This is a genomic window from Phyllobacterium chamaecytisi (assembly GCF_020164455.1).
GTDB classification, from domain to species: domain Bacteria; phylum Pseudomonadota; class Alphaproteobacteria; order Rhizobiales; family Rhizobiaceae; genus Phyllobacterium; species Phyllobacterium chamaecytisi.
Window position 1 is genome coordinate 686693 of sequence record NZ_JAIQWW010000001.1, and the last position, 17334, is coordinate 704026.

Genomic DNA, 17334 nt, shown 5'->3' on the forward strand with positions numbered 1-17334 from the left:
TTACAACCTATGGTTGCTCGCACAACTTATGCAATTAATGGTATTTTCCCTATGGGTTCAAGCCTGTGGTGAATTCTCGTGTGAGTCATTTATGGTTTCGTATATAGAGTATAAAAAACAGCAGCTTATATAGGCATAAATTAAGATATTCTGAGTCAAAGTATAGCGCATATTTTCGATATAAATTTATATTTGAGGATCAAATTATGAGCGAAAGTCGAATTGATCAAATTGAAAACGCCAGATTTATTCAGCAAATGCTCGGTGAGTTACGAGCAATGGCCAAAACGAACCGGCTGGAGATGTTGGCGTATCTTATAGAAATTGCATATATCGAAAGCAGTGACCAGTTGCAGAAGGAACTGGGGGCAGCTTCACGCGTAAACAAGCGAAACATGTCCGCCTGAGTGACGCTGCAAACGTCCAGCTAGATCGAGTTCGAGCAGAATCAGCATTACCACCGACGGGTGTAGTTCGCTGGTACGGATCAGGTCGTCGATATCGACTGGAACGGGGCCGAGTAGATTGACGAACCGGTCCCGATCGGTTTCGTCGGGTGGATTGATTGGCGGGAAATCCATATCTGGTGCAAGAAACGCCGGATCGTCGAAAACAGGCCGTTCGACCAGTGGCGTCAATGCAGTTATTATGTCTTCGGTACTGGTTGTCACGATGGCTCCGTTTTTCAACAACCCGTTGGTGCCCTTGGCCCTCGGGTCGAGAGGAGAGCCAGGGACCGCGAAAACAAGCCTGCCAAGTTCTCCCGCCAGCCGGGCACTGATCAGTGAGCCGGAGCGTTCGGCGGCTTCAACCACGACCAGGCCCAGCGACAGGGCGGCGATAATACGGTTGCGCCTCGGAAAATCCCGGGCACGGGGATCCCAACCGAACGGCATTTCACTGATCGCGGCCCCATTGCGCGCGCTTATCGCCTTATAGAGATTGAGGTTTTCCGGGGGATAGGGGACGTCCAGCCCGCCTGCCATGACGGCCACTGTTCCGTAGTCCAGGCTGGCCTCATGAGCTGCCGTATCTATTCCACGTGCAAGACCGGAGATAATCGCGTAACCGGCTTCACCCAGCTCCCGTGCGATCATCCGCGCAAACTTGATCCCCACCAACGATGCGTTGCGTGCGCCCACGATGGCAACGGGCGGTAGCCTGAACACCTCGGGATTTCCTTTGATCGTGACCAATGGCGGGGGATTGTCGCATTGGCGAAGATAGCGGGGATAGTCGGGCTCACCGATGCCGACGAAAACGGCGCCCATCTTTGTCGCCGCCTGCATTTCGCGTTCAGCGTCCTGCAGACTGGCAATTCGAATTGGCCGGCCGCCGCCGCCGCGCCTGACAAGTTCGGGCAGCATTTCCAATGCATCGCTCGCAGAACCGCAATGAACGATCAGGTCGCGGAACGTCGCGGGACCGACATTTTCGCTGCGGATCAACCGAAGCCAGCTCAAGCGCTGGCTGTCAGAAAGGCGTATGCCCTTCTTTTCTTCATTCATCCTTTAGCGCCGATCTTGCCTTCGGTGCCTGAGACAAGACGCTGGATATTGGCCCTATGCTTGATGAAGACAATGATCGTCAGGACGAGGAAAAGCGCTGCGATCTGGTGCACCCCTAATATGTAGAGTGCAACCGGAACGATGACGGCTGCGACAAGGGCAGCGAGAGAAGAATAGCGAGACGTGTAGGCTACGATCAGCCAGACTGCGGCGAAGATCAGCGCACCCTGCCAGAACAGCCCGAGCAGAACGCCAAGATAGGTCGCGACACCTTTGCCCCCCTTGAATTTCAACCAGACCGGAAAGATATGGCCGAGGAAGGCACCGAAGCCTGCAATGATTGCGGCTTCAGGGCTGGCGATGCCGGCGATCAACACCGCCACGGTGCCTTTCAGCATGTCCAGCACCAATGTTGCGGCGGCGAGTTTCTTGTTGCCGGTGCGTAGCACATTGGTGGCGCCGATATTGCCGGAACCGATGCTGCGCACGTCGCCAAGCCCCGCCATGCGGGTCAGGATCAGACCAAAAGGGATGGATCCGAGCAGGTAGCCGAAAACGAGCGCAAAGAGGAGGAGCGGAACTCCTGCCTGCCCAGTGAAGAAATCCGACATGCATCGTCCCCTTAGGTGAATTAGATCGTGAAGACCGACTTCCCTGCAACAAATGTCTGTACAACCCGGCCTTGAAAACGTGCACCCTCGAAACAAGAGTTCTTGGAACGCGACCGTAAATCTTCTTCCTTCACTACCCACGGTTCGTCAAGATCGACTATGGTCATATCCGCCTTCGAACCCGGGCGCAGTGAACCGGCCTCCAGGCCGAAAATCCTGGCGGGGGCACTGGACATCGCTTCGACGATGCGCAGAAGCGGAACGTCGCCGTTGTGGTACAACCTCAGTGCTGCGCCAAGCAGCGTTTCAAGGCCGATCGCGCCAGCTGCCGCATCGGCAAATGGCAGTCGCTTGGTATCGACATCCTGAGGATCATGCGCGGAAACAATGATATCGATCGTGCCGTCGCGCAGGGCTTCCACCATGGCGAGGCGGTCTTCCTCCAGGCGCAACGGCGGCTGCAAGCGGAAGAACGTGCGGAATTCACCGATATCGTTTTCGTTCAGGGAGAGATGGTTGATCGATACGGCCGAGGTTACATTCAGGCCATTCTGCTTCGCACGGGAAATCACCTCTGCCGACATGGCAGTCGAAATCTGCGCGGCGTGGTAAGCGCCCTGCGTCAGCGCCGCCAAGCGCATGTCCCGCTCGAGCGGGATCACTTCGGCTTCGCGTGGCGTGCCGGAAAGCCCTAGCCAGCTCGCATAGAGACCTTCATTCATGACGCCGTTGCTACCAAGGTGCGGGTCCTGTGCTTCGTGCGCAAGGACCACACCGAAATCACGGGCATAGGTGAGGGCGCGGCGCATCAGCTGCGTATTGGCGATTGAATTGCGGCCTTCTGTGATAGCAACTGCGCCAGCTTCGCGCAGCAGGCCGATCTCGGTCATTTCCTCGCCATGCAAGCCCTTGGTGATTGCGGCTGCCGGATAGACATTGACGACCGCCGTATCGCGCGCCGTTCGCTTTATGAATTCGACCAGCGCGACATTATCGATGACCGGATCGGTATCCGGCATCATGATCATCGACGTGACACCGCCCGCTGCCGCGGCATGGCTGGCAGACGCAATGGTTTCACGATGTTCTGCGCCGGGTTCACCAATGAAGACGCGCGCATCGACTAAGCCGGGAAGCACCGCCTTGCCCTTGCAGTCAATGATTGTCGCGCCTTCTGGTGCGCCTTGATTGCGGGCATTGGCGCCGCTGGCGACGATCCTGTCATTCTCGATGATAATCGTGCCGGCTTCGTCGAGCCTGCGCGAGGGATCGATGATGCGGGCATTTTGCAGAACGGTGGCGCTCATCCGGCCACTCCTTCAGCATTCCGGCGCGGATCGAGCAGTGCTTCCATCACCGCCATGCGCACAGCAACACCCATCTCGACCTGTTCCTGAATGACGCTCTGCGAGCCATCGGCTACATCCGACGCGATTTCGACGCCGCGGTTCATCGGACCGGGGTGCATGACCAGCGCATCGGGCTTGGCGTATTTGAGTTTTTCGCGGTCGAGGCCGTGATAGCGGAAGTACTCGCGCACCGATGGTACGAATGAGCCTGTCATGCGCTCGCGCTGTAGGCGCAACATCATCACCACGTCGGCGTCTTTCAGGCCTTCTTCCATGGTGTGGAAGACTTCGGCGCCCATATGCGCAATGCCCGAAGGGAGCAGCGTTGAGGGAGCGACCACACGAACGCGCGCGCCGAGAGCATTGAGAAGGATCATGTTCGACCGCGCCACACGCGAGTGCAAAACGTCGCCGCAAATGGCAACGGTCAGCCGGGCGATCTTGCCCCTGGCGCGGCGGATCGTCAGCGCATCGAGCAGCGCCTGCGTCGGATGTTCATGCGCGCCGTCGCCAGCATTGACCACCGAACAGCCGACCTTTTGTGCGAGAAGCGCCGCAGCTCCGGCCGACCCATGGCGGATGATCAGGATATCGGGGCGCATGGCATTGAGCGTCATCGCCGTGTCGATCAGCGTTTCACCCTTCTTGACCGAGGAATTTCCGACCGCCATGTTCATGACGTCCGCGCCCAGCCGCTTTCCGGCAAGTTCGAACGATGACTGCGTGCGGGTCGACGCCTCGAAGAACAGATTGATCTGGGTGCGCCCGCGCAAGGTCGCCTTTTTTTTCTCGGACTGCCGTGAAACCGCGATCTCGCTCTCGGCAAGATCAAGCAGCTGGACGATGTCTTGAGGCGAAAGGCCCTTGATGCCAAGCAAGTGGCGGTGGGGAAACAGGAGAGGGGGCTCTTTTGATGTCATATCAAGTCCCCCCTATAGGCTCGATGCCCTGTTGTCGCAAGCGGTCTGGGCGCTAACATGCTTCGTTCCCCAATAATTTGATCGGAAAAGCTGAAAGTGCGAAAAGGTTTATGGCGATGAATATCGACTAAAGGCCGAGAGTCCATATATTGAGTGAGTTAACCGCTTGTCAGAGTCTTCATCCCATAAAGAGTTCGACGCGCAATCAAACGCATAGACAGAAACTTTGCGTGAACATTGAAATTTGAATCAGGACAGTTTCTTGAAAACCCACGACGTTCTCAACCAGACGCCACCGATGACCGGCCTCAACGCCTATCTCGGCGATCCACTGATGATGCAGATCACCAAGCGATTGCCGCAATCCGTGCGCACGGAGCTGGAACAGAACGGCAAATTCGTGCTCTCCGGCGACGCACAAGATCTGGCGAGGCTCGCCAATATCGAGGTGCCGAAGCTCAGGACGCATGACCGTCAGGGGCATCGAATCGATGTTGTCGACTATCATCCGGCATACCATGCGTTGATGCGCCGGTCGGTGAGCCAAGGGCTGCACTCATCCATATGGGAGGACGGCAAGCCGGAAGCCGGATCGCGACATCAGTCGCGCGCGGCGCGTTTTTACCTGACATCGCAGCTGGAATGCGGGCATCTGTGCCCCCTGACCATGACGAGTGCCTCGCTGGCGGCATTGATGGCGGCCCCGAATCTCTATCGCGAATGGTCGCCGCTGATCCTGCCGCGCAAATATGATTCCAGTAATAAATCGCCAGCAAAAAAGACGGGTCTCACCCTTGGCATGGGGATGACCGAGAAGCAGGGCGGCACCGACGTTCATACCAACACGACAAAGGCGGAACCGGCCGGAAGCGGGTTCTATCGCATCACCGGCCACAAATGGTTCATGTCGGCGCCGATGTCGGATGCGTTTCTGGTGCTGGCGCAGGCGCGTGAGGGGTTATCCTGCTTTCTCGTGCCACGTATTCTCCCGGACGGCTCTTCGAACGGCTTTCGTTTTCAACGTTTGAAGGACAAACTGGGCAATCGCTCCAATGCTTCTTCGGAAGTCGAATTCGACAACGCGCTTGGCCAGATGGTCGGGAACCCCGGCGACGGCGTCAAGACGATCATCGATATGGTAACGCTGACCCGGCTCGACTGCGCGATTGCTTCGGCCGGGCTGATGCGGGCGGGCTTGGCAGAGGCCGTACACCATGCGCGGCATCGCATCGTCTTCGAAGGGCCACTGATCGACAAGCCGCTAATGCTGCGGGTTCTGGCCGACATGGCACTCGACGTGGCTGGCGCGACTGCGCTTTCGCTGCGGCTGGCGCGGGCGTTCGACAATGCCGCAAAAGACCGCGGCGAAGCTGCATTTGCGCGCGTGATGACTCCGGTCGTCAAATACTGGGTGGCGAAGATCGCGCCTGCGATGCTCTACGAGGCGATGGAGTGTCTCGGCGGCAATGGCTATATCGAGGAAGGCAATCTTGCGCGCTATTACCGCGAGGCTCCGGTCAACGCGATCTGGGAAGGGTCCGGTAACGTCATGGCACTCGATGTGCTGCGTGTGCTGAAACGCGGTCCGCAGCTTTTCGACGAAGTGCTCAACTGGATCGGCGCACAACTCGGGCGTGGCGGGCAGGGGACGGTTGAAGTCCTGCGCGCAGCAATGCGCGTTGCCGAGAACGATGAAGGTGCAGCGCGCATATTGACCGAGCAACTGGCGCTCGCGGCCGCTGGTGCGGAGCTGCGGCATCTGCAGTCCGAAGATATCGCCGACGCCTTCATCGAAACCCGTCTGGGTGGACAGTGGCGCACGACCTACGGCATGCTCGATGCGCGGCACAACGCCAAGGATATTATCAGCTCGCTTTATCCGGCGGCGGGCTGAATTATGCGGCTTCGATCAACCCCTTGAGTACGGTTTCCAGGGTAACCTTGCCTTTCAGCGAGTTTTGCTCGCCGCCTTCGAAGTCGATCCAGCTTTCGTTGAAGCCGTCGAGCATTTGAATACGTGGCATAGGGTCCTTCATTCCCTGTGATTTGAACAGACTGGCCCATGCCTCGCGTGGGACAGCTTCGACCCGAACCGGCCGGTCAAAAATCTTGGAGAATGTGGCCGCGGCTTCGCCTGGGCTGATACGATGGTCAGCTTCGAGTTCGACAACCCGCCGTCCCTGCCATTCCTGCTGCAAAAGTTCAGCTGCCACGCGACCGACATCCGCCGTAGCGATCATTGGAAATGTTTTGTCTATTGGCTGCAGAAATGTCGAAATAACGCCGTTGTCGCGCGCAGACGGGATGTCCCAAGCGAAGTTTTCCATAAACCATCCCGGACGAAGGAAAGTCACGGGAATTTCCAGTGTACTAAGCTTTTGCTCCATCAGCGTTCTTTGTGTCAGCAGGTTCGGTTGCGTTGCCTGTGCTCCCACGGTCGAAAGAACGACTACCTTTCCCGGACGAGCTGCCTTGATCGCTGTGTAAACCGCATCGATGACAGCACGTGCTTCGGGAAAGCCGGGTGCCGGATCGAATTCCGAAGGTGGCAAGACGAATACGCCGCGAGCGTCCTTGAAGGCAGCGGTGAGGGCGGACGGATCTTCCATTTCCGCGACGGCAACTTCGCAGCCCTTCTGTGCCCACGACCGACCTTTCTCAGAATTCCGCACAACGGCCCGGACCAATCGGCCTGCGTCCAAGAGTGTCTGTGCCAGCGCTCCGCCGACCTGGCCGGTTATTCCTGTAATGGCGTACATCGAGATCTCCTGACATTGCTCAGCTTCCAGATACATCGAGACAAACGTTGCCTCATGAATATCTGCTACCAGATTTATAAGGGCTCTATCATTATTGCCGGAAGTGCGATTATGTCATATCATTCATGATGTTGGATCATGAATAGAGGACAGGCAGTGAGATGGCTTTCGACGGACGCTTGGTGGCCAATGTTGGTGTGTTGGCGGCAATCGTTGAAGCTGGCAGCTTTGCCCGCGCAGCTGATGCGCTGGGGTTGTCTCCGTCGGGCGTGAGCAGGGCCGTCACGCGGCTTGAACGGAGCGTTGGCGTCCGGTTACTCGATAGGACGACGCGATCCGTCACGCTGACCGACGAGGGACGGCGGCTCTATAGCGAGATTGGCCCTCTTCTGTCGGGCATTGAGGACGCCTTCACCCATACCGCGGGGTCTTCGGCTGTCGTGCGGGGCCGCCTGCGAGTCAACGTGGATGCGTTCTTTTCAAGGATGATGCTGGCTTCCCATATCGGGCGCTTTCTCGATCGCTATCCGGAAATTTCGTTGGAACTGATCACCCGAGAACAGCTAGGTGATCTAGTCGGTGAAGGCTTCGATATAGCGGTGCGCTTTGGCCAGCCGCCTGCATCCTCTCTCATCGTCCGCAAGCTGCTGGAAACGCGCACGATCACCGTGGCTTCGCCAGCATATCTGGCAAAATTCGGACGACCGATTCATCCGCTGGAACTCGCAAGTCATGAATGCATCCAAGTCCGCGATTCTCTGACCGGCGAAGCGCTCGGGGATTGGGACTACCGGCGAGCAGGAAAAATTGTGTCTGTCAAAACGGCGGGCCGATTGGTGGTCACCGAATTTGGAACAATGTTGGGTGCCTGCCTCGGCGGCGTCGGCATTGCTCGCGTCAAGTCGACAGGTGTTGAGGGTTTGCTCGACGAGGGAGTTCTTATCGAACTCTTTCCTGATTGGCAGGGCGAAACGTTTCCTCTGCACGCTTTATATCCCTCGCGTCATCTGCCGGCGGCGAAGGTTCGCGCATTTATCGACTTCGTCGCCGAGACAATCGCAACGAACTAAGTGCACGCGCTGCGTGTGCTGCCTCGTATTGTCAAAAAATCTGATGACTTACCAAAAAAATCGCATCGGCGGCGCACAAGGGGGCTCGCTAATGCCTTCAATTTGAATTAAATTTTTATAAATTAACCTTAACAAAAGGTTTACGTTGCGGTGTGTTTCTTAAACGATATCACTACAACCTGAAAATGCACTGCAAAAACGCAGGGTTAAGACAAAATGATTAGACCAGCCCACTCGAGGAGAAACTGAATGCGCAGCTTCCTGATTTTTTGGGCTGGGCCTCTGGGCTTCCTGTGGGGTTGGTATTTTCTCTCGCTCTATGACCTCAGCATGGGCATGTTTTTCTTCAGCCGCGAGATGCACGATCAGGTTTTCACAATTTACGGAAATATCCTGGGAATCCCGCCGGAAACGATTCCACCACTGGTTGCACGCGCCTGCATCGTTGATACCGGCCTCGTTCTGTGTCTGATAGCGTTCCGCCGCCGTCGTCAGATCATTGCCTGGGTGCAGGCCTGGCGTGCTGCACGTGCAGCAACCGCAGCAACCTATGTCGAGGAATTGCCATCCACGTCGGCTTCCTGACGCAGGGTTTGCAGACGGTCCAACGCGCCTTGGAGGATGAAGGCTGCTGCCGCTGAATCGATCCGCTCGGCGCGCTTCTGTCTCGATACATCCATTCCGATCAAGGCCCGTTCGGCCGCAACGGTCGACAGCCGCTCGTCCCAATAAACAAATGGCAACCCGGTCAGCCTTTCCATATTGCGGACAAAAGCGCGGGTAGCTTGCACCCGGGGACCTTCACTGCCGTCCATATTCACCGGCAGTCCAATGACGATTGCGCCGACATTGTCAGCACTCAAAGCCTTCAATAGATACTGTGCGTCGTGGGTGAATTTGCTGCGCCTCAGCACGGGACGGGGGTTGGCGAAGGAGAATCCGCGATCGGAAATGGCGATACCGATTGTCTTCGTACCAAGGTCAAGGCCGGCTACAGTCTTGCCATCCGCGACGTGCTCTTCGAGCTGTTCAATTGTCAGTACCGTCAATTTGATAGGTTCCGCACTTTCATGGATCGCTTTATTGTCACATACCGGCAATAGAAGCCTATGGCGAGGGTTCACTTGCAGTTGAAGGAATATGGATATGAAGATTACCTGGCTTGGCCATTCGGCCTTTCGGATTGAAACAGCAAAAAATACCATTCTTATCGACCCGTTCCTGACCGGGAACCCGAGCGCCAAGGGCGTGGACGTGAAAGAGGCTGCGAAGGGCGTCAAACACATCATCCTGACCCACGGCCACGGCGATCATGTGGGCGATACGATTGATCTGTCGAAGGAGACAGGCGCGCTGGTGACCGGCAATGCCGATCTGGTAACGTGGCTCGGCTCGCGCGGTGTCAATCGCGTTGATCCGACCAATACAGGCGGCACGGTGTCCTATGACGGTTTCACCGTAACCTATGTCAATGCGTTGCATTCTTCCGCGCAAATGACCGAGGACGGCGTTTCCCATTCGTTGGGTTCAGCCAACGGCGTTGTGCTGCATTTCGACGATGAACCGACACTTTATCACATGGGCGATACGGACATCTTCTCCGATATGGCGCTGATCAATGAATTGCATCAGCCGGAAATCGGTATTGTTCCAATCGGTGACCGCTTCACCATGGGCGGTGCAGTTGCTGCGCTCGCGAGCAGGCGCTATTTCAAATTCAGCAAAGTCATACCTTGCCATTACGGGTCGTTTCCGATCATCGATCAGACGGCTGATAAGTTCGTCGCCGGTATGGAAGGCGGTACGAGCGAAGTTATCGTTGCCAGTGCGAATGCGCTTTTTACGGTTTGATGCATAGTGCTACAGCACGTTCGTCAATTCACAATCCTTGGAGCGCAAGTGCGTAAACTGTTTCTGATCTCGTGTTTGCTGGTTGCCACGACGCCGGTGCATGCACAGGCTGTCGATGTCTCCGGTGCAAAAGCGCTTACCGAACTTCTGTCCAACTATCTTGGAAAGAAAGCGATCGAGAAGAATATCGTCTCGGTTGTCCCCGATGGAGACAGTTACCGCATTACCTTCAGCACAGCGAGGTTGATCGAAACACTTCCCAAGCAGGATTATTTCAAGGGCGATTTTGGTGAATACAGCCTGCTGATAAAGCCAGTTGCCGACGGGTCCTGGAATGTCTCATCGACAGCGATTCCCGGTGGGTCAGTCGAGGTAACAACCCCGGAGGGGCGAGAGGCGGTTCAGTGGTCCGTTGACAATGCGAATATCAACGGAACGTTCGATCCCAAAATCGGCGCTTTCTCGAAGGCGTCGTTTTCCTATGGCACCGTGAAAATGAAAACGACAAGCCCTACCCAGGACGTCGAAGCGAGTGTCAATTCGGCCAAAGGTGAAATGCTTGGCATGGCTGCGCCATCTGGCGGTATTGATTTCAGCAGCAACCATTCTGCGACAAACTTTCTGGAAACTGTGACTGTCAAATCGCCGCCTTCAGGAGATGTCGCGACTGCCGCGCAGCCGATGAAGATCGTTCTGAGCGGCGGCCAGATCGGCGCCAATGCGGAAGGCAAGGGCCTTCGCAATCTGGAGTTTCTGGAGCTCTGGAAATTTTTCATCGCGCATGTAGACGAGACAACGCTGAAGGATCAGGAGCAGGCCGATCTGAAGGCAAAGTTCCTCGCCGCTCTGCCATTTTGGGACAAGCTTTCGGGCGCGTACCAGTTTTCCGATCTCAACGTCGAGACTCCTATTGGACCATTTGCTGCCAAGACCATGTCTCAGCAAATCGACTTCGATGGCATCAGCAAGAGCGGCGGCTATCACTATGCCCTGCGGACCAACGGTCTCGGATATCCCGCGTTGCCGATACCTGCGTGGAGCGTACCATTTTTGCCGACTGATGTAGAATTCGCGTTTGGTACGGAAGGTCTTGATCTCGACACGGTTGTCCGGGCAGCAGTCGCCGACATGGATTTGAGCCGTGCAAAGCCGTTTTCCGACGAGTTTGAAGCAAACACCGCTGCCGCATTCATGGCCAACCCGCCGAAGATGGTCATCAACAGGAGCTTTATCCGAACAACTGATACCGAGCTTTCGGTTGAAGGCGAGGTCTCGTTCACCGCTCTGAAACCGGAGAGCCACACCACCTGGGAGATGAGCAATTTCGATGCGGTTGTAGCCCGGTTGACCACGGCCTCCGAACAGGAGCCCGAAATCAAGAACTACATCGTGTTCGCCAAACTCGCCAAGGACTTCGGCACGCAGCTGCCAAACGGGCACATACAATGGATCGTCGATCAGAAATCCGACGGGTCGGTGAGCGTCAACGGGAATCCGGTAAAGGGCCCGGATCCCGTCGTCGATCCGGCAACTGACGACGACACGACGACGATGCCCGACGACCCGACGCAGGATGACAATGTGATCGTGCCTGACGACGAGGAGGACAATTCGGATCCTGCCCCGCCAGCCCCGCAATAGCACCATTTTCAAATCGTCTTGTCCGTTGCGCTCGGCCGCAACGGACACTATAGCTGCGTAATCCAAGATCCGAATTTTCAGGAATCCCGAATGTCTGTCGATATTTCCACCGTCAAACGCGTTGCGCATCTTGCCCGTATTGCCGTGAGCGAAGACGATGCGGCCCGTATGACAGGGCAGCTGAACACTATTCTAGGCTTTGTCGAACAGTTGAACGAAGTGAATGTTGATGGTGTCGAGCCGATGACATCCGTCACGCCCATGGCGATGAAGAAGCGCGCGGACGTTGTCGACGATGGCGAAAAGGCAGCTGATATTGTCGCCAACGCACCGATCCATGAAGAGAATTTCTTCGTTGTGCCGAAAGTGGTGGAGTAAGCGAAGCGATGGCTATTTCTGTTGCCATTGAAACGCCACTGCAGGATGACGTAAGGGCGCTGGTTAGCGACCTTAATGATCATCTTTTGCCGCTGTCGCCCATCGAGTTCCAGTTCAAGATGACTGTGGAACAGATGGCGGGCGCAGATACGACGGTTTTCGTGGCGCGCGACGAGAATGGTGTGGCAGTCGGTTGCGGCGCTCTGAAAGACCATGGAAATCACGTTGGCGAGGTGAAGCGCATGTTCACGCGGCCGACGGTGCGGGGCCAGCGCGTCGGGTCGGCCTTGCTCGAGGCCATAACCGAACTCGCCAAGGAAAAGGGTGTCACGCGGCTCGTTCTCGAAACGGGCGTTGGAGCGGGTTTCGCCGACGCATACCGGCTTTACGAGCGCTCGGGGTTCACGCGTTGCGGCGTCCTCCTCGATTATCCGGACTCGGAACACAGTGCATTTTACGAAAAGTGGCTGGCCCTCGCGCCAGCTCAATAAGGACCAGAAAAGACTATGACCGATCTGACCGCTCTCACCATTGCCGAGGCGCGCGAGCAGCTGAAAGCCAAGGCGATCACCGCCACTGAGCTGACTGGCGCTTATATCCAGGCGATCGAGAACGCTAACGAGGTACTGAACGCCTATATCGTCACCACGCCGGAAAAGGCGCTGAAGATGGCGAAAGCTTCGGATGCGCGCCTTGCTTCGGGCAATGCCGGAGCGCTCGAAGGCATTCCGCTTGGCATCAAGGACCTGTTCGGTACCGAAGGCATCCACACCCAGGCCGCATCGCATATCCTCGACGGATTCAAGCCGCATTACGAGTCGACCGTCACCGCCAATCTCTGGGCGGATGGCGCGGTCATGCTCGGCAAGCTCAACATGGATGAGTTTGCCATGGGATCGTCGAACGAAACTTCCTACTATGGTCCCGTGAAGAACCCGTGGCGCGCCAAAGGTTCCAACACCGATCTTGTACCCGGCGGTTCCTCTGGCGGCTCGGCGGCTGCCGTTGCTGCACGGCTTTGCGCCGGTGCCACCGCCACCGATACGGGCGGTTCGATCCGCCAGCCAGCCGCATTTACCGGCACTGTCGGCATCAAACCGACCTATGGCCGCTGCTCGCGCTGGGGCATCGTCGCCTTTGCCTCTTCGCTGGATCAGGCCGGGCCGATTGCCCGCGACGTGCGTGATGCGGCCATCCTGCTCAAATCCATGGCATCGGTCGACGCGAAGGACACGACGTCGGTCGATATAGCCGTGCCGGACTACGAGTCGGCCATCGGCAAGCCGCTTGCCGGCCTCAAGATTGGTATTCCCAAGGAGTACCGCGTCGATGGTATGCCGGAAGAAATCGAAAAGCTGTGGCAGCAGGGCATTGCATGGCTGAAAGACGCCGGCGCTTCGATCGTCGATATCTCGCTGCCGCATACGAAATATGCACTGCCCGCCTATTATATCGTGGCGCCTGCCGAGGCTTCATCGAACCTTGCCCGCTATGATGGCGTACGCTACGGCCTGCGCGTTCCCGGCAAGGACATCGTGGACATGTACGAAAGGACCCGCGCCACCGGCTTCGGCGAAGAGGTCAAGCGCCGCATCATGATCGGCACATATGTGCTGTCTGCCGGGTATTACGACGCCTACTACCTTCAGGCGCAGAAGGTGCGGAACCTGATCAAGAAGGACTTCGAAGACGTCTTCCACGCGGGTGTCGATGCGATCCTGACGCCAGCCACGCCTTCGGCTGCATTCGGCATTGCGGATCAGGATATGGCGGCAGACCCGGTCAAAATGTATCTCAATGACATCTTCACCGTCACCGTGAACATGGCGGGTCTTCCGGGCATCGCTGTCCCCGCTGGCCTCGATGCACGCGGACTGCCGCTCGGATTGCAGCTGATCGGGCGGCCGTTCGACGAGGAAACGCTTTTTCAGACCGCCTATGTCATCGAACAGGCAGCAGGCAAGTTCAACGCTCCGAAATGGTGGTAGTCAGGCGTGCAATAGAAGCCGACATTGCAGTCATCGCTGCGGTCGGCGCCCGCGCCTGGGCGTCAAACGTTTTTTCGTTCGAACCCGAATTGCCCGGCATGCGAATGCACGTCGAAAAGGCATTCCGCGCCTTCGCAGATTCGTCCTACACAAATGTTCTGGTGGGTGAACTGGACAACGTCGTGCTTGGTTGGGGCGCCCGGGAAGAGGACAACGATTATATCTCCGATCTGTGGGTCGATCCCGTCGTTCAGGGCCAAGGGATCGGTTCGGCAATTCTCCGCACCTTGATGTCCAATATTCGCGACGCGGGGTATTTGCGTGCGCGGATCAGCACCCATGCGCGCAATGTGAAGGCCATCCGTCTCTACGAGCGCGAAGGCTTCACTGTCATCGAACAGGGGCCGGAATGGTCGACGAGCCTCGAGCGTGAGATGGACAAGGTAAAAATGCTGGCGGAGCTGAGATAGGATGTTCTTCACTCTGTCCAAAATCCTCTGGTTCTTTGCCGAGCCGCTGAATTTCTCCATATTGCTGATCGGTCTGACGTTTTTTCTGCTGCTGCTGACTTGGCGGCGTTTCGCTTTGGTGACAGCGGCGGGGGCTTTTCTGATCCTCGGCCTTGGTGCTTGGACGTCGTTGGGCGCGTTGATGATGCATCCGCTTGAGGACCGCTTTCAGCGCCCGGTCTCGTTGCCGGAAAAGATCGACGGGATCATTGTGCTAGGCGGCGGTTTCGAGGGTGGCGTGAATCTTGTCCGCGGTGGTTATGAGATGAACTCCAGCGGCGACCGGTTTGTCGAGGCGGCTATTCTCGCAGCGCGTCATCCGCAAGCCAAGGTCGTCGTGACTGGTGGATCGGGTAATTTGTTGCTCAAGGGCGAGGGCGATGGTGTGACGGCACCCCGCTTGTTGACAGCACTCGGCATCGCCCCGGATCGGCTCATCATGGAAAGCCAGTCGCGCAACACTTATGAAAATGCGGTTTTCACGAAGGATATGGTGAAGCCGAAACCCGGCGAAACCTGGGTACTGATTACGTCGGCCTTTCATATGCCGCGCTCCATGGGGATCTTTCGCACGGTCGGGTTCAATGTCGTGCCTTGGCCCTCCGACTACCGGACTTCAGGTGATGAAGGCATAGGTGTGACGCATGACAATCCGCAGGATTCGCTGCAGAACGTGTCGATAGCACTGAGAGAATGGATTGGACTCGTCGCCTACCGGCTGACGGGGCGGACGGGCGAGCTTTTGCCATCGCCATGAAACAGGTGGACGTCCTCATCATAGGTGCTGGCGCTGCAGGCATGATGTGCGCCATTGAGGCAGGTAAGCGCGGCCGCTCGGTACTCATTGTCGACCATGCCGCCGCGCCCGGCGAAAAGATCCGCATATCGGGCGGTGGCCGCTGCAATTTCACCAATCTCCATGCTGCACCTCAGAACTTTATCAGCAAGAATCCGCATTTTTGCATTTCGGCCCTGCGGCGCTACACCCAGCGCGATTTTGTCGGTCTCGTTGATCGCCATGGCATTGCCTGGCATGAAAAGACGCTCGGCCAACTCTTTTGCGATGGCTCGGCAAAGCAGATCATAGATATGCTGGTTGCGGAAATGAAGCGGGCCGGGGTTGAGCTCCGTTTGCGTACGACGGTCGATGCTGTCGCGAAATCAGGCGACGCATTTGAACTCGATCTGTCGGGCGAACGCGTACGGTGTTCGTCCTTCGTCGTTGCTTGCGGCGGAAAATCCATACCGAAAATGGGCGCGACTGGTTTCGGTTACGATATTGCCCGACAATTTGGGCTTTCGCTCACCGAAACACGCCCGGCGCTGGTGCCACTGACTTTCGACGAGAACACGCTTGTTCCGCTCAAGCCCCTGTCCGGCATTTCCGTCGATGCCGTTGTGAGTCACGGCAAAACCAGGTTCAGCGAGGCCATGCTGTTTACTCATCGCGGTCTGAGTGGTCCGTCTATCCTGCAGATTTCATCCTATTGGCGGGAAGGCGATGTGATTTCTGTTGCCATGCTGCCGGGCGTCAAGGTCTTCGAGGCACTGCGCGCCGCACGCACCCGCAACGGCCGGCAAGCGCTGCAGACGGCGCTTGGTGAATTATTACCGAAACGCCTGGCACAACTGATCGCGGAGAACAGCGGGATAGAAGCGCATCTGGCGGATATTTCGGACAAGCAGCTTCTTGCCGTGGAAAGATCGGTCAATGAATGGCAAGTCAGACCAGCAGGGTCCGAAGGCTACCGTACAGCGGAGGTGACGCTCGGCGGCGTCGATACGGATATGCTTGACCAGAAAACGATGGAAGCCAGATCCACAAAAGGTCTTTATTTTGTCGGTGAAGTCGTCGATGTAACCGGTTGGCTCGGCGGCTATAATTTTCAATGGGCATGGTCATCTGGCTGGGTTGCAGGGCAGGCGGTATAGCAACGCGATTATTGGTTTCAATCGTGAACTCTATCGCTATCATTACCGGATAAAAAATTGATCTCGGGAGAAGCGCATGACAATTCTGGGAAGTTGCCATTGTGGCGCGATCAAATTCGAAATCAGTGAGGCGCCGACCATTGTAACGGCGTGCACCTGTACGTTTTGCACAAAACGCGGTGCGATATGGGCGTATTTTACTCCCGATCAGGTGAAGCTTTCGGCAACGCCCGAGGCCGATACAGTCTATTCGCGCAATGGCATGAACAAGCACCATCACTGCAACGTTTGCGGTTGCGGGACATTTTCACGAGTTCCGACATGGACTGATTACAAGCCGGATTTCGACAAGCCACGAATTAGCATTAACGTCCGCCTCTTCGACAATTTCGATATAGGTTCGTTACCGCTGGAAACGCTGGACGGGAGAAATCTCTGGTAAGTCATTGCCTCAGCGAGGGAATCCTGCTTCCCTGAGCATGTTCGTTGCAAGCAGGGAGGTACGGCCATGTGGATCAATCTGACTGACGTCAATGGCGATCACATTACACTTAACTTCGCTCATGTCGTCTCTTTCAACCCGTATGGAACAGGGACCCACATTGTGACAACCACGGCGGGGCTGACGTTCTTCGTGAAGGAAACCACCGAAGAAATTCAGCGCAAAGTCGGAATTACGACCAGTTAGGCAATACGTACTGTTTCGGCGAAGAGAGGGGCAGTGGAGGTCCTTGCGACCGCTCATTGCCTTAAGATTGTAAAGAAAATCACTCTTCCGTGCGTTGCCCAAACCCCACAATTGGTATTTATATTGTGAA

At 56.6% G+C, this 17334-nt stretch carries 20 protein-coding genes; 14 read left to right on the top strand and 6 right to left on the bottom strand.

Going from position 1 to position 17334, the window contains the following annotated elements; genetic code table 11:
• The first annotated feature begins 206 nt into the window (after positions 1 to 206).
• Positions 207 to 407 (top strand): hypothetical protein, encoded by a 201-nt coding sequence (locus LB462_RS03540; protein ID WP_224505964.1) that lies wholly within the window; start codon positions 207 to 209, stop codon positions 405 to 407.
• Here the strand turns inward: LB462_RS03540 and dprA are convergent.
• The 4 genes from dprA to LB462_RS03560 are packed head-to-tail and all read right to left on the bottom strand — an operon-like array spanning position 375 to position 4388.
• Complete coding sequence (gene dprA / locus LB462_RS03545; RefSeq protein WP_224505965.1) at positions 375 to 1508, bottom strand: DNA-processing protein DprA; 1134 nt, start codon at positions 1506 to 1508, stop codon at positions 375 to 377. The genes LB462_RS03540 and dprA overlap by 33 nt on opposite strands.
• Positions 1505 to 2119, bottom strand: coding sequence for a glycerol-3-phosphate 1-O-acyltransferase PlsY (plsY, locus tag LB462_RS03550; protein ID WP_224505966.1), 615 nt, complete (start codon positions 2117 to 2119; stop codon positions 1505 to 1507). The genes dprA and plsY overlap by 4 nt, the downstream gene beginning before the upstream one ends.
• 20 nt (positions 2120 to 2139) lie before the next feature.
• On the bottom strand, positions 2140 to 3426 hold the full coding sequence (locus LB462_RS03555; RefSeq protein WP_224505967.1) for a dihydroorotase: 1287 nt from the start codon (positions 3424 to 3426) through the stop codon (positions 2140 to 2142).
• On the bottom strand, positions 3423 to 4388 hold the full coding sequence (locus tag LB462_RS03560; RefSeq protein WP_224505968.1) for an aspartate carbamoyltransferase catalytic subunit: 966 nt from the start codon (positions 4386 to 4388) through the stop codon (positions 3423 to 3425). The genes LB462_RS03555 and LB462_RS03560 overlap by 4 nt, the downstream gene beginning before the upstream one ends.
• 262 nt (positions 4389 to 4650) lie before the next feature.
• Between LB462_RS03560 and LB462_RS03565 the strand changes: the two genes are divergently transcribed.
• Positions 4651 to 6282 (top strand): acyl-CoA dehydrogenase family protein, encoded by a 1632-nt coding sequence (locus LB462_RS03565; RefSeq protein WP_224505969.1) that lies wholly within the window; start codon positions 4651 to 4653, stop codon positions 6280 to 6282.
• 1 nt (position 6283) lies between these two features.
• Here the strand turns inward: LB462_RS03565 and LB462_RS03570 are convergent, their stop codons facing one another.
• Positions 6284 to 7147 (bottom strand): NmrA family NAD(P)-binding protein, encoded by an 864-nt coding sequence (locus LB462_RS03570; protein ID WP_224505970.1) that lies wholly within the window; start codon positions 7145 to 7147, stop codon positions 6284 to 6286.
• A gap of 161 nt (positions 7148 to 7308) precedes the next feature.
• Here LB462_RS03570 and LB462_RS03575 point away from each other — a divergent pair, with 161 nt between their 5' ends.
• Both LB462_RS03575 and LB462_RS03580 read left to right on the top strand, forming a co-directional pair.
• On the top strand, positions 7309 to 8217 hold the full coding sequence (locus LB462_RS03575) for a LysR family transcriptional regulator (protein ID WP_224505971.1): 909 nt from the start codon (positions 7309 to 7311) through the stop codon (positions 8215 to 8217).
• Between the two features lie 249 nt (positions 8218 to 8466).
• Positions 8467 to 8802 carry a DUF6105 family protein gene (locus LB462_RS03580; protein ID WP_112530923.1) on the top strand — a complete coding sequence of 112 codons (336 nt, stop codon included), beginning with the start codon at positions 8467 to 8469 and terminating at the stop codon, positions 8800 to 8802.
• Here the strand turns inward: LB462_RS03580 and ruvX are convergent.
• Positions 8766 to 9266 carry a Holliday junction resolvase RuvX gene (gene ruvX, locus LB462_RS03585; protein ID WP_224505972.1) on the bottom strand — a complete coding sequence of 167 codons (501 nt, stop codon included), beginning with the start codon at positions 9264 to 9266 and terminating at the stop codon, positions 8766 to 8768. The genes LB462_RS03580 and ruvX overlap by 37 nt on opposite strands.
• A gap of 97 nt (positions 9267 to 9363) precedes the next feature.
• Here ruvX and LB462_RS03590 point away from each other — a divergent pair, with 97 nt between their 5' ends.
• The 10 genes from LB462_RS03590 (at position 9364) to LB462_RS03635 (ending at position 17204) form a co-directional block, all read left to right on the top strand.
• Positions 9364 to 10068: a metal-dependent hydrolase gene (locus LB462_RS03590; RefSeq protein WP_224505973.1), complete on the top strand. Its 705-nt coding sequence runs from the start codon at positions 9364 to 9366 to the stop codon at positions 10066 to 10068.
• 48 nt (positions 10069 to 10116) lie between these two features.
• Positions 10117 to 11709, top strand: coding sequence for a hypothetical protein (locus tag LB462_RS03595; RefSeq protein ID WP_224505974.1), 1593 nt, complete (start codon positions 10117 to 10119; stop codon positions 11707 to 11709).
• A 90-nt stretch (positions 11710 to 11799) separates the two neighbouring features.
• Positions 11800 to 12087: an Asp-tRNA(Asn)/Glu-tRNA(Gln) amidotransferase subunit GatC gene (gene gatC / locus LB462_RS03600; RefSeq protein WP_224505975.1), complete on the top strand. Its 288-nt coding sequence runs from the start codon at positions 11800 to 11802 to the stop codon at positions 12085 to 12087.
• An 8-nt stretch (positions 12088 to 12095) separates the two neighbouring features.
• A complete protein-coding gene (locus LB462_RS03605; RefSeq protein ID WP_224505976.1) occupies positions 12096 to 12578 on the top strand; it encodes a GNAT family N-acetyltransferase in 483 nt (160 codons plus the stop codon).
• Between the two features lie 15 nt (positions 12579 to 12593).
• On the top strand, positions 12594 to 14075 hold the full coding sequence (gene gatA / locus LB462_RS03610) for an Asp-tRNA(Asn)/Glu-tRNA(Gln) amidotransferase subunit GatA (protein WP_224505977.1): 1482 nt from the start codon (positions 12594 to 12596) through the stop codon (positions 14073 to 14075).
• On the top strand, positions 14066 to 14545 hold the full coding sequence (locus LB462_RS03615) for a GNAT family N-acetyltransferase (protein ID WP_224505978.1): 480 nt from the start codon (positions 14066 to 14068) through the stop codon (positions 14543 to 14545). The genes gatA and LB462_RS03615 overlap by 10 nt, the downstream gene beginning before the upstream one ends.
• Before the next feature lies 1 nt (position 14546).
• Positions 14547 to 15341, top strand: coding sequence for a YdcF family protein (locus LB462_RS03620; protein ID WP_224505979.1), 795 nt, complete (start codon positions 14547 to 14549; stop codon positions 15339 to 15341).
• Positions 15338 to 16516 carry a BaiN/RdsA family NAD(P)/FAD-dependent oxidoreductase gene (locus LB462_RS03625; RefSeq protein ID WP_224506043.1) on the top strand — a complete coding sequence of 393 codons (1179 nt, stop codon included), beginning with the start codon at positions 15338 to 15340 and terminating at the stop codon, positions 16514 to 16516. Before LB462_RS03620 ends, LB462_RS03625 begins: the two co-directional genes overlap by 4 nt.
• A gap of 76 nt (positions 16517 to 16592) precedes the next feature.
• Positions 16593 to 16958, top strand: a complete 366-nt coding sequence (locus LB462_RS03630) for a GFA family protein (RefSeq protein WP_224505980.1) — start codon at positions 16593 to 16595, stop codon at positions 16956 to 16958.
• A gap of 66 nt (positions 16959 to 17024) precedes the next feature.
• Complete coding sequence (locus LB462_RS03635) at positions 17025 to 17204, top strand: hypothetical protein (RefSeq protein WP_112530935.1); 180 nt, start codon at positions 17025 to 17027, stop codon at positions 17202 to 17204.
• Positions 17205 to 17334: the final 130 nt, after the last annotated feature.

What these genes read in the sequence shown, in the direction of transcription:
- LB462_RS03540 (WP_224505964.1), top strand. Translation starts at nt 207, where the DNA reads ATGAGCGAAAGTCGAATTGATCAAATTGAAAACGCCAGATTTATTCAG.
- dprA (WP_224505965.1), bottom strand. Translation starts at nt 1,508, where the DNA reads ATGAATGAAGAAAAGAAGGGCATACGCCTTTCTGACAGCCAGCGCTTG.
- plsY (WP_224505966.1), bottom strand. Translation starts at nt 2,119, where the DNA reads ATGTCGGATTTCTTCACTGGGCAGGCAGGAGTTCCGCTCCTCCTCTTT.
- LB462_RS03555 (WP_224505967.1), bottom strand. Translation starts at nt 3,426, where the DNA reads ATGAGCGCCACCGTTCTGCAAAATGCCCGCATCATCGATCCCTCGCGC.
- LB462_RS03560 (WP_224505968.1), bottom strand. Translation starts at nt 4,388, where the DNA reads ATGACATCAAAAGAGCCCCCTCTCCTGTTTCCCCACCGCCACTTGCTT.
- LB462_RS03570 (WP_224505970.1), bottom strand. Translation starts at nt 7,147, where the DNA reads ATGTACGCCATTACAGGAATAACCGGCCAGGTCGGCGGAGCGCTGGCA.
- LB462_RS03575 (WP_224505971.1), top strand. Translation starts at nt 7,309, where the DNA reads ATGGCTTTCGACGGACGCTTGGTGGCCAATGTTGGTGTGTTGGCGGCA.
- LB462_RS03580 (WP_112530923.1), top strand. Translation starts at nt 8,467, where the DNA reads ATGCGCAGCTTCCTGATTTTTTGGGCTGGGCCTCTGGGCTTCCTGTGG.
- LB462_RS03590 (WP_224505973.1), top strand. Translation starts at nt 9,364, where the DNA reads ATGAAGATTACCTGGCTTGGCCATTCGGCCTTTCGGATTGAAACAGCA.
- gatC (WP_224505975.1), top strand. Translation starts at nt 11,800, where the DNA reads ATGTCTGTCGATATTTCCACCGTCAAACGCGTTGCGCATCTTGCCCGT.
- LB462_RS03605 (WP_224505976.1), top strand. Translation starts at nt 12,096, where the DNA reads ATGGCTATTTCTGTTGCCATTGAAACGCCACTGCAGGATGACGTAAGG.
- gatA (WP_224505977.1), top strand. Translation starts at nt 12,594, where the DNA reads ATGACCGATCTGACCGCTCTCACCATTGCCGAGGCGCGCGAGCAGCTG.
- LB462_RS03615 (WP_224505978.1), top strand. Translation starts at nt 14,066, where the DNA reads ATGGTGGTAGTCAGGCGTGCAATAGAAGCCGACATTGCAGTCATCGCT.
- LB462_RS03620 (WP_224505979.1), top strand. Translation starts at nt 14,547, where the DNA reads ATGTTCTTCACTCTGTCCAAAATCCTCTGGTTCTTTGCCGAGCCGCTG.
- LB462_RS03625 (WP_224506043.1), top strand. Translation starts at nt 15,338, where the DNA reads ATGAAACAGGTGGACGTCCTCATCATAGGTGCTGGCGCTGCAGGCATG.
- LB462_RS03630 (WP_224505980.1), top strand. Translation starts at nt 16,593, where the DNA reads ATGACAATTCTGGGAAGTTGCCATTGTGGCGCGATCAAATTCGAAATC.
- LB462_RS03635 (WP_112530935.1), top strand. Translation starts at nt 17,025, where the DNA reads ATGTGGATCAATCTGACTGACGTCAATGGCGATCACATTACACTTAAC.